Origin of the sequence: Bacillus sp. 5mfcol3.1, from assembly GCF_900114335.1 — a bacterium.
Lineage (GTDB): Bacteria > Bacillota > Bacilli > Bacillales > Bacillaceae_G > Bacillus_A > Bacillus_A thuringiensis_S.
Genome location: NZ_FOST01000005.1, coordinates 141,700 through 157,322, shown reverse-complemented (window position 1 = coordinate 157,322; position 15,623 = coordinate 141,700). Strand labels below are relative to the sequence as shown.

Here is a 15,623-nt window from a genome sequence, read left to right as displayed (position 1 = left end):
TTCTTCCATTGTAATCGCTTTTCTGCTTTCTATGCTACTTGTTTTTCTTTCTCTATTTTTTGCTTAGCTGGCGTCCGATTTACCACAATAATTCCCGCGGCTACACATGCTAAACCGAGTAACACAAATGAATGAATTGCTTCACCTAAAATCATGCTCGATAATAACACACCAAATACGGGTATAAAGAACATATACATAGATACTTTTCCAACCTTATTGTACTTCATAATTGTATTCCAAATGCAAAAACCAGCTGCAGATAAGAAAGATAAATAAATCAGCATAAGTAGTGCATGTAGACTAAATGTAAATGGCATTACTCCAACTTGTAAAGCCCCTATACATAATAATCCTATAGAACCAAACATCATTTGGTATGCCGTCATATAGCCAACATCTAACGTTTTACTACCTTCTTTCGCTAATATGTTTCCATATGAATACAGCATTGCTGCACTAAGAAGTAATAAGCTTCCGATTCCAAAATGAAATGATAAGCTACCATCACTCGGCATATTTACTAAAACGACGCCACAAAAGCCAATCGATACGCCAATTATTTTTCTCATATTGAGGGCATCATCTTTATATAAAAAATGGGCGAGTAAAATTTGAAAGAATGATGATGTCCCTGAAATGATAGCTCCTTCAATTCCCGAACTATAACTCATTCCAATATAAAAACAGATATATTGAAGAAACGTTTGGAATAAACCAATTTGTATTAACTGTTTCCCCGTTCCTTTTTTGAAGCTCATATCTTTTCCTAACACTTTAAAGAATAATAAGAGCATGAATCCAGATAAAAAGAAACGATAACCGGCAAATAATATTTGCTCTCCAACTTCTTGTGGTTGAATTCCAAGTTCAACATAACTTAATTTAATAAAAGGAAATGCGCTTCCCCATAAAAAAGTTGCTACTATTGCAGCAATAAATACGCCAATCGGATGGGTAAAAAATTTCTCTGTCTTCACTTGTTGTCTTCCTTTCCGACCTTTTTATGAACAATATTCATATATACCAAAGGAATTGCGAAAACACAAGTTTTCCGTTTATACTTGAAACAAAACCGTACCATCTCATAAAAACATATGATATACTATAGAATAATTACAACATAAGAACGATTAAAAACAGATTCAACAGAAATGCTGCTATCCATTATGGATGGCAGCTTTCGTCGTTTTATAGGGGTTTCGATTTTGATTATTTTTCTCAATAAGAATTCGGAAGGAGCGAGTAGTAATGAACTCAGAAGTAAAAACGTTACACGCAAAAGAAACAATTTCTCATCCCTCTTTATGGGACACATTAAAAAAACATTATGAACTTGTATTTGCAGTAGCATCTGGTATTTTTATTTTAGTTGGTTGGTTATTTACAAAGAACGATGCAATGAATGTAGGTATTACTTGGTATATCCTTGCTTATATAGTTGGTGGATATGCAAAAGCAAAAGAAGGAATTGAAGATACGATTGAAGAAAAAGAGCTAAATGTTGAAATGCTAATGCTCTTTGCAGCTATTGGTGCTGCAATTATTGGCTACTGGGCAGAAGGGGCTATTTTAATCTTCATCTTTGCACTCAGCGGTGCTATGGAATCTTATACGTTAAGTAAGAGCCAAAAAGAAATTTCCGCTCTTCTTGACTTACAGCCTGAAGAAGCATTACGTATTTCCACCGGAACTGAGGAACGTGTTCCGGTTGGAGAGTTACAAATTAACGACATTATTTTAATTAAACCCGGTGAACGTGTTCCTGCTGACGGTACGATTCATAACGGTGAAACAAATATCGATGAGGCAGCAATCACAGGAGAACCTATTCCAAATGAGAAAAGACATGGCGATGAAGTATTTGCCGGTACTGTAAATTTACGTGGTGCTATCGAAGTTAAAATTACGAAGCCGAGCGATCAAACATTATTCCAAAAGATTATCCGTCTCGTCCAAAGTGCACAAAGTGAAAAATCACCATCACAACTATTCATTGAAAAGTTTGAAGGAACATACGTAAAAGGTGTACTACTCGTTGTTGCGCTTATGATGTTCGTTCCTCATTTCTTACTTGACTGGAGCTGGAATGAAACGTTTTATCGCGCTATGATCTTACTTGTAGTCGCATCTCCTTGTGCGCTCGTAGCTGCCATTACACCAGCTACGTTATCAGCCATTTCTAACGGAGCGAGAAACGGTATTCTCTTTAAAGGCGGTATACATTTAGAACGCCTTGCTTCTGTGAAAGCAATCGCGTTTGATAAAACAGGAACATTAACAGAAGGTAAACCTACCGTAACAGATGTATATGTTCGAGAAAATATAACAGAAAAAGAAGTACTTTATATTACAGCATCAATTGAAAGTCACTCTACACATCCTTTAGCTGAATCCATTGTTAAATATGCACAACATGCGTACGACATTACTTTAAAAAAACCAGAAAAGGTTGAAGATGTAACTGGTTTTGGTCTAAAAGGAATATTGGAAAACAACGCTTATAAAATAGGTAAAGCTGATTTTATCGGTGAAGAAACAAAGACATTTCATAATGGTATTTCTGCCTCACTTGAAAAAGAAGGTAAAACTGTCGTTTATATTAGTGATGAGGGAGGCATTCTTGGACTTATCGCTTTAAAAGATACGCTTCGCCAAGAAACAATAGCTGCTATTCGTGATTTACAAAGCATTGGTGTCGAAGCAATTATGATTACTGGAGATAATGAAGAAACGGCAAAAGCAATTGCCTCTGAAAGTAATATAAAGGAATATTATGCATCATGCTTACCAGAAACAAAAGTTGAAACGATTAAAAAGTTAAAAGAAAAATACGGTACAGTAGCAATGGTTGGAGACGGTATAAATGATGCACCTGCCCTAGCTACTGCTAGCATTGGTGTCGCAATGGGGGAAGGAACAGATGTAGCTTTAGAAACTGCAGATGTTGTACTGATGAAGAACGAACTATCTCGCCTTTCCCAAGCAATTCGTTTATCAAAACGAATGAACCGTATTGTGAAGCAAAACGTAATCTTTTCGCTAGCCGTTATTGCCATGCTAATTTGTTCAAACTTCTTGCAATTTTTAGCTCTTCCATTCGGTGTTATTGGCCATGAAGGAAGTACGATTCTTGTCATTTTGAATGGCTTACGATTACTAAAAGGAAGCAAATAAAACGGGTCCCTCATAGAGGACCCGTTTTTTTTAGTGATAGCTATTATGACCGTTCGCACTGCTACTCGTTTTATGCTTTGGATGCGAACTGCTCTTTTGTTTATTATTACTTTTATTATTATGGTTCTTTTTATTATTACTCATGAAATATCCCCCCTGTTCCTTTTTATTATGGAACAAGAACTCATTATTCATTACGGGAATTATTGTCACCGGTTCTATAATGGTGGAGTAAACCATTAATTTCACCGCCAAGTAAAATTACCCATCCAGTTAAATAAAACCATAACATTAAAATAATGATACCACCGAGACCACCATATGTATTGGCGTAATTCGCAAACTTATCTACATAATAAGCAAATGAGTAAGACACCACAATCCATCCTACAGTAGCAAATAACGCCCCTGAAATAACTTCTCTTCTTTTTAACTTTCGATCTGGTGCAAATGTATATAAGAAACTAAACAAAGCAAATAGTACGAAGAAACTCGCTACTAATCGTGTAATGCTCCATACGAAAGAAAAACTATCTGATAAACCGAGTGCTTTAAACACTGCTGCTCCAATAACTTGTCCGAATACCGGAACAATTAACGCAAAGACAATCATAAAAATAATAGCTAATGTAAACACAATTGATAACGCTCTTGTTGTAATAAAAGAACGTGTTTCCTTTACGTCATAAGCGCGGTTAAAAGCATTCATAACCGCATTAACACCATTTGAGGCAAACCATAACATGGATAATAAACCAAATGATAATAAACCACCATTTTGCTGGTTTACAACTTTATCTACATTTACCTCAATTAAGTTCATTGCATCATCTGGTACATAAACCTCTAATAAACTAAGCACATCCTCTGTTTGAATGGGAATAAATCCAAGAAGCGTAATTAAGAAAACGAGCCCAGGAAAAATTGCAAGCAAGAAGAAATAAGCGAGCTGTGCTGCCAAGCCCGCTACATCATCGCGCATCGTCCGGTCATATAAATCTTTACCAAACGAATAAGTACGATTTCTTCTCACCTTTTCTAAAATTTTTCTCATATATGTTTAAACGCTTTTCTTCTCTTCTTTATCTTGCTTTAACTCAATGTACGCTTCAGTTTTTTTTTCCACTGCATTTGAGTCTTTTATAAATAATTCACGCGCTTCTTTCATACCACCATCTTCAGCAACTACTGGCTCTTCTTCTGCTTTCAGCTCATCTACCTTTGGAGATACAGCTTGAATTTCAATCGTTTCTGGCTTTTCTTCTGGCTCAACTTTTTTCTTACTAAAAATTTCTTTCGTTTCTTTTAACGTCTCTACAACAGATGGCGTTAATTTTTTAATTTCTGCTACTTTCGCTTTTACAACATTGAAATCAGCAAGTTCGCGTCCTTTATCTGTAACAGTTTGCACTTTTTCTTTGATCTTTGCATTTTCACCAATTTCAATCATCTTTGTTTTTGCTTTTTCTGCTGTATTTTTTACTTTTTCACGGTTTTCTTTCTTTAACATGGATACCGCTACACCTGCAGCTACACCAATCGCAATGTTTCGAGCAATATTATTTTTCTTTGCCATATTCCTTCACCCTTTCATTTCTTATGTTAGAAAGTATTTCTTTCTAAGCTTCCTCATATTCCTTGTTCATTTCGAATGAAAGCTAATAGCTTTGCACACCCTTCTGTTACAAGGTCATATACTTCTTGGAAATTCCCTGTATAGTAAGGGTCAGGAACGTCTGTCCAGCCACCGTCTGGAACAAAATCGGACAGCCTACCAATATAGCCTCCAGTTTTACCTAAACTTTTTAAATCTGCTATATTCTTGTTGTCCATGGCAATAATATAATCAAACTTTGTTAAGTCTTCTTTTTCTACTTGCCTTGCTTTAATTCCTTCAAAAGTGACTGCATTTTCTTTTAAAATTTTTTGTGTTCCTTTATGTGGCGGATGGCCAACATGCCAATCTCCAGTTCCTGCAGAATCAATGACAATTTTCTCTTCAAGTCCCTCTTTTACGACAAGATTTCGAAAAATCGCTTCTGCCATCGGAGAACGGCAAATGTTCCCAAGACAAACAAACAATACTTGAACCATGTTTTTGTTTCTTCCCTTCTTGGTGCATTTCTTCATATATACTTATAGTATAAACAACCAATTATGAAATATAAAGGAAATCCCTACTAATTTAATAGGATTGAAAAGATCCATTAACGAAAATGATAAAAAATGTTAAGATAGCCTTATGTTATTTTAAAGGGGGACACTTCGGTGGATTTATCCGTAAAGTCAGAAGAAAACGTTGAATACATGGTCGAAGCTATTAAAGAAAAATTACGTATGGTTAATGCTGGAGCGATGAGAGCTGCTAGTTTTAACGAAGAAATGTACGAAGATTTACGTGATATTTATGATCATGTTATGAAACGTGAAACATTCAGCATTAGTGAAATGCAAGCTATTACAGAAGAATTAGGTACATTAATTAAAAAGTAAAAAAGCCTCTCTTATATGAGGCTCTTTTTTATTTCCAACAAATTCATGACAACTCTTCTCTTTCCCTCAACCAACTGTAAAATATTGTACAATAGAAGTAGAACCTCACCTTAGATTTTTTCTCCATACATACTACTCACAAATAATAGCAACACTACCATTGCTAACTGTTTTTACTGGAGGTGCTTACTTATGAGCAATTGGTACAGTAAGACGAAAGATCAAACATTGATTGACCTAGAAACAAACGAACAACACGGTTTAACAGATGAGATTGTAAGTGAACGTTTAAAGCAATACGGTTCTAATGAATTAGCTACAAAACAAAAACGCACTTTATGGCAGCGTATTTTCGCCCAAATTAATGACGTCCTCGTATATGTCCTTATTATTGCTGCCCTTATTTCTGCCTTTGTAGGTGAATGGGCGGATGCCAGTATTATCGCGCTTGTTGTAGTTTTAAATGCTGTTATCGGTGTTGTCCAAGAATCGAAAGCAGAACAAGCTTTAGAGGCATTGAAAAAGATGGCAACACCTAAAGCTATCGTCAAGAGAAATGGTGAACTAAAAGAAATTCCATCTGAGCACGTCGTTCCAGGGGATATCGTTATGCTCGACGCCGGACGATATATCCCATGCGATTTACGCCTTATTGAAACCGCAAATTTAAAAGTTGAAGAATCTGCTCTAACTGGTGAATCTGTCCCTGTTGATAAAGATGCAATCTACCACCCTTCCATGCAAAGTGATGAGCAAGTACCACTCGGCGATCAAAAAAACATGGCATTTATGTCCACTCTTGTAACATACGGAAGAGGCGTCGGTGTTGCTGTTGAAACTGGAATGAACTCACAAATTGGTAAGATTGCTACCCTTTTACATGAAGCAGACGATGATATGACACCACTTCAAAAAAGCTTAGCACAAGTCGGAAAATATTTAGGCTTTGTCGCTGTAGCTATTTGTATCGTTATGTTCCTCATCGGTTTTTTACAAGGCCGGGATACGTTAGAAATGTTTATGACTGCTATTAGTTTAGCCGTTGCAGCTATTCCAGAAGGCTTGCCAGCTATTGTTTCCATCGTTCTTGCAATTGGTGTGCAACGTATGATTAAACAAAACGTTATCATTCGGAAACTACCAGCTGTTGAAGCCCTCGGTTCTGTCACAATTATTTGTTCAGATAAAACAGGTACGTTAACGCAAAATAAAATGACCGTTACTCACTTTTATAGTGATAACACATACGATCGCTTAGAAAGTTTAAATGTAAATAATGATGCGCAACGTCTATTGTTAGAAAATATGGTGCTATGTAATGATGCTTCTTACACTAACGAATCACAAACGGGAGACCCGACTGAAATTGCACTTCTCGTTGCTGGAACCACTTTTAACATGCAAAAAGATCATTTAGAAAAAATACATGAACGTGTTAACGAAGTACCTTTCGATTCAGATCGTAAAATGATGTCAACCGTACATACATACGATGAAAGCTACTATAGCATGACGAAAGGCGCTATTGATAAGCTCTTACCTCGATGTACCCATATTTTTAAAAACGGCAAAATCGAGATTTTAACTGATTCTGATAAAAATCAAATATTAGAAGCTGCCGGAGCAATGTCTCAAGAAGCTTTAAGAGTACTTTCATTCGCATTTAAACAATACAATTCAAACGATGTGGATATAAATCATCTTGAAGAAAATCTTATCTTTATTGGTCTTGTCGGTATGATTGATCCACCACGAACTGAAGTGAAAGATTCAATTACAGAATGTAAAAAAGCCGGTATTCGCACAGTTATGATTACTGGTGACCATAAAGATACCGCCTTTGCAATTGCCAAAGAACTTGGCATTGCTGAAGAAATATCAGAAATTATGATTGGAACTGAATTAGATAACATTTCTGATACAGAACTAGCTAGCAAAATTAATCATTTAAATGTATTCGCTAGAGTCTCTCCAGAGCATAAAGTGAAAATTGTAAAGGCATTACGCGCGAAAGGAAATATCGTTTCTATGACTGGTGATGGCGTCAATGATGCACCATCTTTAAAGCAAGCCGATGTCGGCGTAGCGATGGGCATTACAGGAACAGACGTTGCAAAAGGGGCAGCGGATGTTGTGTTAACAGATGATAATTTTTCATCTATCGTGAAAGCTGTTGAAGAAGGTAGAAATATTTATCGCAACATAAAAAAATCAATTCTCTTCCTACTCTCTTGTAACTTCGGAGAAATTATCGCTTTATTTTTAGCAATTTTACTCGGCTGGGCAACACCACTACGACCTATTCATATTTTATGGGTGAATTTAATTACAGATACACTGCCTGCATTATCACTTGGGGTTGATCCTGAAGATCCAGATGTGATGAAGGAAAAACCACGACATGCAAAAGAAAGCTTATTTAGTGGCAGCGTTCCTTTCCTAATTTTCAATGGAGTTATCATTGGACTTTTAACGCTAATAGCTTTTATCGCCGGAGCAAAATTCTATACTGGAGATACAAATTTATTCCCTCTTTTCCCAGAGCGAATTGATGACGATGCTCTATTACACGCTCAAACGATGGCATTTGTCGTCCTTAGTTTTTCTCAGCTCGTTCATTCATTTAACTTGCGTTCAAGAACGAAATCAATTTTTTCAATTGGGATCTTTACAAATAAATATTTAGTTTTCTCCCTTCTTATCGGTGTTCTTATGCAAGTTTGTATCATCTCCATCCCGCCCCTTGCAAATATATTCGGTGTACATGCATTAACGATGCGAGATTGGGGATTTGTTCTCTTATTGAGTATCATTCCACTTATTGTGAATGAGATTATTAAATTAGTGAAGAGAAACTAAAAGGCAATGAGGAATATTCCTCATTGCCTTTTCATTTATCCTTGTAATTCTTTTTTGATATTCTCCGTTAATGTAGCCATACGCTTGCGGCTTTCTTCACGCTCACGTTTATTTTGTTCTTCAATTTGTTGTGTTTCTTGCATACCTCTTGAAATAATGTTCCAAGTTTCCTCAAGCGTTTCCATCTTAATACTAGAAGAACCTGATAATCTCGCTACTTCTACACTTTGCGTTGCGATATTTTGTGCATTTTTCTTAAGTAATTCATTTGTACGGCGATCAAGTTCAGCCATAGAATCTGCAACAAGCTTTTGACGTTTCGCATTTACTGCTTGAATAATACCATTTTTAAAGATAGGAATCGTTGTAATAAATGCTGTATTGATTTTACCAATTAATTTATTATTACCACGTTGAATCATGCGAATTTGCGGCGCTGTAAGTAGCGCAACCATACGCGCTTTTTCTAAATCATCAATACGTTGCTCTAAAATTTCAACCGAGTTTTTAAGCGACTCTAATTCAATACCTGCTAATTGATCATTATTACGCACGCGCTCTTCATACATCGGAACTAATTCTGTATTTAAACGCTCTAATAGCATTTCTCCTGCTACTACGTACTTCTCTAAGTCTAAATAATATTTTAAGTTTTGCTCATACAAGCCATCTAACGTTCCAATTGATTTTTTCATCTCATCTTGGTACTTCGTAATTTCCACATAAACCTTATCAATTTCGCGGCCCATCGTTTGATATTTACTAAAGATTTGTTCTATCATTTTATCCGCTTTTTTGAACATGCGCGAGAAGAAACCACTTTTTTCTTCTGCAAAGTCTTTACTATCAAATCTGTCCATAATTTTACCAAGTTGCTTTAACAATTCACCAGAATCTTCTATCTTTGATAATGACATTGTATGTAAAATTTGATCAGCAAAACGTGAAATTTCCATAGAAGGTTCTTTTCCAAGTTCAATTAATTCCAATTGATCTTTAATATCTACTGCGTTATAAATACGTTGCACATCTGCATCTTGTCTAAGTTGCAAGCGAACATCTTGTGCGGTTTGCTCATTCAATTCAGTTTTCGAATCTAGTACGACTGGGTTATTCATATGGTATTCTCCCTTTCCTTATAAAAATGGACGAAATAGTCCTTTTATTGTTTGTGATAAATTTTTATAGGCTGATGAACCATGAAACTCAAGATCGAAATTAACTTCTTCAAGCCAATGGGAATCAAATGCTCCCGCTTCAACATATGGTTCAATATCGTTTCTGCCCGTGGGATTGAAATGGAATACATCTACTCCAATTTGATTTAAAAATAGTAATAAAACAGCGTCAGAACGAGTTAATTCTCCGCTCTTCTCATTATTAAATATAACAATTTTCGGTACATCTTGTGAATAATCAAATTTCTCAAGCTGTTCTAAAATATTGGGTGGTATTTGAGAAAGTTGTGCGAAAACATATAGCGCTACATCTTGTTTCGTCTCTTTCGCAATTGGTTTGCACATTTCACTTTCGCACGTATGGATAATCGCCTCTGCAATCCCATGTTGTAAACCTTCCGGTAAACGCTTATGCGGCCACCAATGGCTATTCATAATTAGATCAGGATGTAATTTTCCAGCTCGGTCCAATGCATCTCGATAATGATATTGGAAGTTTGCTTTTTGCTCTTTCGTAAACGGGAATGTATTAATTAATAAACTGTTATCAAATGATGTAACAGCCTTTAATCGTTGAAAATATTCTTTATCATTCTTTGAAACGCCTGATATTTTCGCAAATAAAGAAGGAATATAAATATGTTTATTTTCAACAAAGAATGTTGGACGTACAAATGCCTTTTCTTTCGTAATTAAAAAGAGTTCATCATATGTCGTTTTTAACGTACGTGCTACAGGTGTATACGAACGGAATTGCCACGGTTTATATAATAGTGAATTATCGTGGTGAAGTACTTGTTCAATTTCTTTCGAAGCTTGATACGCTACTGTTGCAACACGCTCGCGGCGGCGATCAGGGAATGGTTCAAGAGAAATGCGACCCGGATGGGGCACAATAAAAGTTCTTCCCTCTTCATCAATATTTTCAAATCCATCTTTTCCTTCGGGGTGATAATAAAGCACATCACAACCGAGCATAATAAGAAAATATAAGAAATATATACGGCTTTCCTGTGCATCACCATACCAAACGATACGTGGCATCTGTTTCTTATAATTAATCGTAGAGAACCACTTCGCTACGTAATTTTCGCTTAGTTTAATTATGTCGATTAAGAAACGACGGAAGCCTTCTGTCTTTAACGACTGATTATGTTGTTTCTCATATAATTTCAATACTGCAATAAACGTCGTATGTATGTAATGCTGTAAATCAGGGTTGTCTACTTTCGGTAAAAGTTGTTTCCCAGATAAGTGTGCAACTAACCTATTTACTGTCAGACCATTTGGTGCTTCTTGATGTAATCCGAACACTTCTTGAATATGACGAAGCTTTTCTGAATCAATCACTTTGTTTAAATTTTGTTCGTGTAAAACTTCGATTCCTTTCGCTTCACTATAATCAAACAGTTCATTAAAATATTCATCTACATCATTAGGAACGCCTAGGATTCGACATGCTATATAACTAAATTTCATCTCATTCTCTGTCAGCTCATATTGTGGGCGTTTTTCTAAAAGCGCTTCAAATTGCTTTAAATCTGATTCATCTTTTAATGCATATGGTTGAAGTGTAAAACGTGAAAACACAACAGTTCACCTCCAAAAACATTTACGTTTTTTCTAAGTCCTTCTTCTATTATAAACTATTTTTGGTTATAAAAAATGGGCGCTCGCAAAACGAGCAAACCCATTTCAATTATTTATTGTCTTCTTTAGTAGCTGCTACTTCTTCTTTAGCTTGTCCAGAATTCTTCATGTAGTGAAGTATAAATGTTGCTCCAAATGCTACAACTAAAATAATGAAGAACACTGTATGGCTTATTTCAATATGAATAACAGACAATAACATTTTTGCTGCAATAATTAAAATTAAAATATATGCTGTCGTTTCAAGTTCTGGAATACGCTCTAACAATTTTAAGAATACACCAGCGATACCACGCATCATTAAAATACCTAGCATTCCGCCTAATAGTAAAATCCAAACTTCATTAGATACACCAAATGCAGCAAGTACACTATCTACAGAGAATGCGATATCCATTAATTCAACCATCGCAACTGTTCCCCAGAAGACACCGAACATTCTGAAGAGAATACTATTTTGGTTCATACCATGAGATTCCTCTTCTTCTGTATTACCTTTTCTTTTATCAATGAAGTATTTAACTGAAAGCCACGCTAAGTAAAGTGCACCTAACACTTTTACCCATGCTAATTTAATTAAGAACATCCCGATTCCAATCGCAATAAAGCGGAACACATAAGCTCCAATAAGTCCATAGAATAACGCTTTTTTACGTTTTTCTTCCGGAAGGTGTTTTACCATTACCGCTAACACAAGTGCGTTATCAGCAGATAACAACCCTTCAAGTACAACAAGTGTACCTATTAATCCCCAAGATACTGGATCTTGCAACACTTTAATCCACATGTCCAAGTCGAAAAACTGAGCATACGTATCAAGGATTCCTTGCAAAATACTCATCTTACCTTTATCCCCTATTCTTTGCTAGATTTATAGAAAGGTCAAAAAAAGGAAACGAATATCGTTTCCTTTCTATGCATCCAAGCCATACGCTCTTACAAGCGCACCTAAACCACCTTGGAATCCACTTCCTACTGCATTAAACTTCCACTGTCCATTATGACGGTATAATTCACAAAAGACAACTGCTGTTTCGATGGAGAAATCTTCCCCTAAATCAAAACGAAGAACTTCTTCATTCGTCTCTTCATTCGCTAAACGAACAAACGCATTTCCAACTTGCCCAAAGTTTTGACTACGGCCTTCTGCATCATAAATCGTAACTGTAATAGCAATTTTATGAACATCTGCTGGAACCTTCTTCAAATCTACAACAAGTTGCTCATCGTCGCCTTCGCCTTCGCCTGTACGGTTATCTCCTGTATGTAAAACAGATCCACAAGGAGACTGTAAATTATTATAGAAAATAAAATCAGTTTCCTTCGTACATTTTCCGTTTGCATCTAATAAAAAGGCAGATGCATCTAAATCGAAATCTGATCCACCGTCATAAGATTTAATATCCCATCCAAGACCAATTACTGCTTTTGTTAAACCAGGGCTTGTCTTACCTAAATCGATTTTCTGTCCTTTTTGTAATTGAATAACCATCTATATTCACCTCTATATTTTTATCTTTAAAAATATATCCATCGGTATACACGCATTTCACCGATGGATATATAAATCAAATCTATTACTCTACATCTAAACCAAAATTATTACATAGAGACGCTAACCCACCTTGGAATCCACTTCCGATTGCATTGAATTTCCAGTCACCTGCATGACGATATAATTCACCTACTACTACGGCTGTTTCAATAGAGAAATCTTCTCCTAAATCGTAACGAATTAATTCTGCATTCTTTTCTTCATCTAAAATACGTACGAAAGAGTTAGAAACTTGTCCAAAGTTTTGGCTGCGTCCTTCTCCATCGTAAATCGTGATTGTGAAGCAAATACGTTCGATATGTGCAGGTACATTTTTCAAATCTACTTTAATCGATTCGTCATCGCCTTCACCTTCGCCAGTTCGGTTATCTCCTAAATGCTCTACAGCACCATTCGCACCTTTTGGGTTATTATAGAAGACGAAATCCTCTGCACCTGAAACTTTACCGTTAGCACCTACTAAGAAAATACTAACATCTAAATCGAAATCGTTTTGTCCATCATAACGATTCGTATCCCAACCAAGTCCTACAAGAACTTTTGAAAGACCTGGATTCGTTTTTGTTAAGTCTACCTTTTGTCCTTTTTTCAATGAAATTGATGCCATATACAATTCCTCCTCGGTTATTTTATTGATAACGTGATACAATCTCACTTAAGTTTTTATCTTGTGTTCCTTCTCCAACTGCTGAAAACTTCCATTCACTTCCGTGACGATACATTTCACCTGCAATTAGAGTCGTTTTGCCAGCATAATTATCCGATAAATTATAGCGTGCTAATTCTTCACCAGTTTGCGGGTTTTGAATACGAATATATGCATTACGAATCATCCCGAAATCTTGACGACGATTTACACAGTCATAAATATTTACAACGAATACTAAACGATTAATACGGCTCGGAACTTTATGTAATTCTACGAAAATTGTTTCGTCATCACCAGCGCCTTCGCCTGTTAAATTATCTCCTGAATGAATAATACTACCACAAGTAGAAAGTTTATTTCCGAAGTAAACTAAATCATTTTTGTTTAAAAAACGATCTCCTTCTAACATAACAACAGATGCATCACAATCTACATTTGGTTTACTTCCAAATAATGAAGACAGAAATCCACCTGATTGCCCAATTGGATCCCAGCCTAAGCCAACCTGTAGTTTTGCTACTTTTGGTTGTCCTTTCGTTAAATCGATCTTTTGACCTTTTTCTAAAATAATAGGCATGAAGTTTCTCCCTTTCTACAAAGCATTTTCCAAATCGGAAAATATTGTATTCTTCTCTTATATTGTAGCATTATTTACCTAGCGATAAAAAGGATAAATTCTCAGTTATATGAAAACATTCATATAATTTACTTATGATGATGTAAGAAGTGGTAAATAGCACCAATCATTCCTGCACAATTACCGTTTTGTGCAAGTTCAATCTCACAATTATTATAAATCTCTTGATTTAAGTATTTACTGACCTCCTCTTTTACTTCTTTTAAAAACTCATTTCCTCTATCGGTAATTCCTCCACCAATAATAATCGTTTCTGGATTAAAAATATAAGCAAGATTACTAATTCCGATCGCCAAATGTTTAAAGAAGATCCCAACTGCTTGAGCAACTTCCCAATCTCCTTTATCATACAACTCGAAAATTTTTTTCCCATTCCACTCGCCTTTGCCTTTATATTTTCTTACAAGCCGAATTAATCCTGAAATCGAAGCAACCTCTTCAAACGTTTTTCCTTCTATTAACATATTCCCCCATTCACCAGCACTAAATGAATGTCCTCGGTACAATTCTCCATCTATAAAAATTGCTCCTCCAATTCCTGTTCCAAGGGTGAGCATAATAAAGTTCTCTTTCTCTCTTCCACTACCATTCCACTTTTCTCCAAACGCTGCACAATTCACATCATTGTCAATCGATACTGGAACTTTTAATATCTCTTGCAATCTATCAATAATAGGAATAGTACTATATCCCGGAATATGATCCGCACCTCCCGTCACAATTCCTTTATTAATATCAACAATTCCCGTAGTGCTAATACCAATTCCTGTAATAGTATGTTCATTCATTATTTTTTTGGATACATATATAAGTTTTTGAATAATTTGTTCTCCGCCTAAATGAATTTCTGTTGCAACTGTTTTACGCTTTAATACTCTCCCTACTTCTGAAACAATGCCATACTTAATTTGCGTACCGCCAATATCAAACGCTATGTACTCTTTCATCTACTGCCACTTCCTCTACCGTTATGAATGTAAATTCCCCGCCTCTACTATTTGTAGGAAATCTACATTAACTCTTTTCTGCTTTGACAAATACACCACCTTTTTCTATATATAGTTTTTTTTGCATAAAACTCTTTTTCCTAAGAAATATTACAAAGGGATGTATTTTAGATGGAATATTAATTTCTTAGGAGGAAAACCATGACGAAAATCTTCATTTTAGCATCAACACTCTCTTTATCTTTTTTTAGCGGTTTAAATATCGGTAATGCTGCAACTGAGAACTTCCAACCATTAACAAACGCTATTGTACAAAATAGCGATCATTTTGCCGAAGGAAATTTAAAGGATAATAATAAACCTCCAGGAAATAACGGTTCTCAGGACGATAGTAGTTCTGGCGGCAGCGGCTCTGGCGGCAATGGTTCCGGCGGTAATGGTTCCGGCGGTAACGGTTCTGGTGGCAGTGGCTCTGGTG

Annotated in this window: 14 protein-coding genes and 1 pseudogene; 4 read left to right on the top strand and 11 right to left on the bottom strand. The window is 35.9% G+C overall.

All coding sequences use genetic code 11. The annotated features are described in order from the left end of the window. Positions 1-29: 29 nt before the first annotated feature. The gene (locus BM089_RS23445; RefSeq protein WP_000845702.1) at positions 30-980 is read right to left on the bottom strand and encodes a DMT family transporter; all 951 of its coding nucleotides are present in this window, start codon (positions 978-980) and stop codon (positions 30-32) included. 271 nt (positions 981-1,251) lie between these two features. On the opposite strand from BM089_RS23445, the gene BM089_RS23440 reads away from it, so the two are divergent. Then, positions 1,252-3,177: a heavy metal translocating P-type ATPase gene (locus BM089_RS23440; RefSeq protein ID WP_090978248.1), complete on the top strand. Its 1,926-nt coding sequence runs from the start codon at positions 1,252-1,254 to the stop codon at positions 3,175-3,177. Positions 3,178-3,364: 187 nt separating this feature from the next. Here the strand turns inward: BM089_RS23440 and BM089_RS23430 are convergent, their stop codons facing one another. From BM089_RS23430 to BM089_RS23420, 3 genes are read right to left on the bottom strand one after another with little or no spacing between them, the layout of a single operon-like run. Further along, the gene (locus tag BM089_RS23430) at positions 3,365-4,231 is read right to left on the bottom strand and encodes a YihY/virulence factor BrkB family protein (RefSeq protein ID WP_001226536.1); all 867 of its coding nucleotides are present in this window, start codon (positions 4,229-4,231) and stop codon (positions 3,365-3,367) included. A gap of 6 nt (positions 4,232-4,237) precedes the next feature. Then, complete coding sequence (locus BM089_RS23425) at positions 4,238-4,753, bottom strand: DUF4075 domain-containing protein (protein ID WP_001085387.1); 516 nt, start codon at positions 4,751-4,753, stop codon at positions 4,238-4,240. A 53-nt stretch (positions 4,754-4,806) separates the two neighbouring features. Beyond that, positions 4,807-5,271: a low molecular weight protein-tyrosine-phosphatase gene (locus BM089_RS23420; protein WP_000250916.1), complete on the bottom strand. Its 465-nt coding sequence runs from the start codon at positions 5,269-5,271 to the stop codon at positions 4,807-4,809. Positions 5,272-5,445: 174 nt separating this feature from the next. Here BM089_RS23420 and BM089_RS23415 point away from each other — a divergent pair, with 174 nt between their 5' ends. Both BM089_RS23415 and BM089_RS23410 read left to right on the top strand, forming a co-directional pair. Further along, positions 5,446-5,670, top strand: a complete 225-nt coding sequence (locus BM089_RS23415; RefSeq protein ID WP_000366196.1) for a DUF1128 domain-containing protein — start codon at positions 5,446-5,448, stop codon at positions 5,668-5,670. Positions 5,671-5,862: 192 nt separating this feature from the next. Then, positions 5,863-8,529, top strand: coding sequence for a cation-translocating P-type ATPase (locus BM089_RS23410; protein ID WP_000073697.1), 2,667 nt, complete (start codon positions 5,863-5,865; stop codon positions 8,527-8,529). Between the two features lie 35 nt (positions 8,530-8,564). On the opposite strand, the gene BM089_RS23405 is transcribed toward BM089_RS23410, so the two are convergent. The 7 genes from BM089_RS23405 to BM089_RS23375 form a co-directional block, all read right to left on the bottom strand. Next, on the bottom strand, positions 8,565-9,647 hold the full coding sequence (locus BM089_RS23405; RefSeq protein ID WP_001064413.1) for a toxic anion resistance protein: 1,083 nt from the start codon (positions 9,645-9,647) through the stop codon (positions 8,565-8,567). 18 nt (positions 9,648-9,665) lie between these two features. Next, complete coding sequence (locus BM089_RS23400) at positions 9,666-11,297, bottom strand: YceG family protein (protein ID WP_090978246.1); 1,632 nt, start codon at positions 11,295-11,297, stop codon at positions 9,666-9,668. A 109-nt stretch (positions 11,298-11,406) separates the two neighbouring features. Next, positions 11,407-12,198, bottom strand: coding sequence for a TerC family protein (locus tag BM089_RS23395; RefSeq protein WP_090978244.1), 792 nt, complete (start codon positions 12,196-12,198; stop codon positions 11,407-11,409). Between the two features lie 72 nt (positions 12,199-12,270). Continuing rightward, entirely contained in the window at positions 12,271-12,849 is a 579-nt protein-coding gene (locus BM089_RS23390; protein ID WP_000236649.1) for a TerD family protein, read from the bottom strand. An 85-nt stretch (positions 12,850-12,934) separates the two neighbouring features. Further along, entirely contained in the window at positions 12,935-13,519 is a 585-nt protein-coding gene (locus BM089_RS23385) for a TerD family protein (protein ID WP_000146729.1), read from the bottom strand. Between the two features lie 22 nt (positions 13,520-13,541). Beyond that, positions 13,542-14,138, bottom strand: coding sequence for a TerD family protein (locus BM089_RS23380; RefSeq protein WP_001121586.1), 597 nt, complete (start codon positions 14,136-14,138; stop codon positions 13,542-13,544). A gap of 128 nt (positions 14,139-14,266) precedes the next feature. After that, positions 14,267-15,145, bottom strand: coding sequence for an ROK family protein (locus BM089_RS23375; RefSeq protein ID WP_090978242.1), 879 nt, complete (start codon positions 15,143-15,145; stop codon positions 14,267-14,269). 201 nt (positions 15,146-15,346) lie between these two features. On the opposite strand from BM089_RS23375, the pseudogene BM089_RS23370 reads away from it, so the two are divergent. Then, positions 15,347-15,623, top strand: a pseudogene (locus BM089_RS23370) (cell wall anchor protein); the annotation flags it as partial.

Bases quoted from the DNA above. Each gene is read 5' to 3' on its own strand.
- BM089_RS23440 (WP_090978248.1), top strand. From the start codon at position 1,252: ATGAACTCAGAAGTAAAAACGTTACACGCAAAAGAAACAATTTCTCAT.
- BM089_RS23430 (WP_001226536.1), bottom strand. From the start codon at position 4,231: ATGAGAAAAATTTTAGAAAAGGTGAGAAGAAATCGTACTTATTCGTTT.
- BM089_RS23425 (WP_001085387.1), bottom strand. From the start codon at position 4,753: ATGGCAAAGAAAAATAATATTGCTCGAAACATTGCGATTGGTGTAGCT.
- BM089_RS23420 (WP_000250916.1), bottom strand. From the start codon at position 5,271: ATGGTTCAAGTATTGTTTGTTTGTCTTGGGAACATTTGCCGTTCTCCG.
- BM089_RS23410 (WP_000073697.1), top strand. From the start codon at position 5,863: ATGAGCAATTGGTACAGTAAGACGAAAGATCAAACATTGATTGACCTA.
- BM089_RS23405 (WP_001064413.1), bottom strand. From the start codon at position 9,647: ATGAATAACCCAGTCGTACTAGATTCGAAAACTGAATTGAATGAGCAA.
- BM089_RS23395 (WP_090978244.1), bottom strand. From the start codon at position 12,198: ATGAGTATTTTGCAAGGAATCCTTGATACGTATGCTCAGTTTTTCGAC.
- BM089_RS23390 (WP_000236649.1), bottom strand. From the start codon at position 12,849: ATGGTTATTCAATTACAAAAAGGACAGAAAATCGATTTAGGTAAGACA.
- BM089_RS23385 (WP_000146729.1), bottom strand. From the start codon at position 13,519: ATGGCATCAATTTCATTGAAAAAAGGACAAAAGGTAGACTTAACAAAA.
- BM089_RS23380 (WP_001121586.1), bottom strand. From the start codon at position 14,138: ATGCCTATTATTTTAGAAAAAGGTCAAAAGATCGATTTAACGAAAGGA.
- BM089_RS23375 (WP_090978242.1), bottom strand. From the start codon at position 15,145: ATGAAAGAGTACATAGCGTTTGATATTGGCGGTACGCAAATTAAGTAT.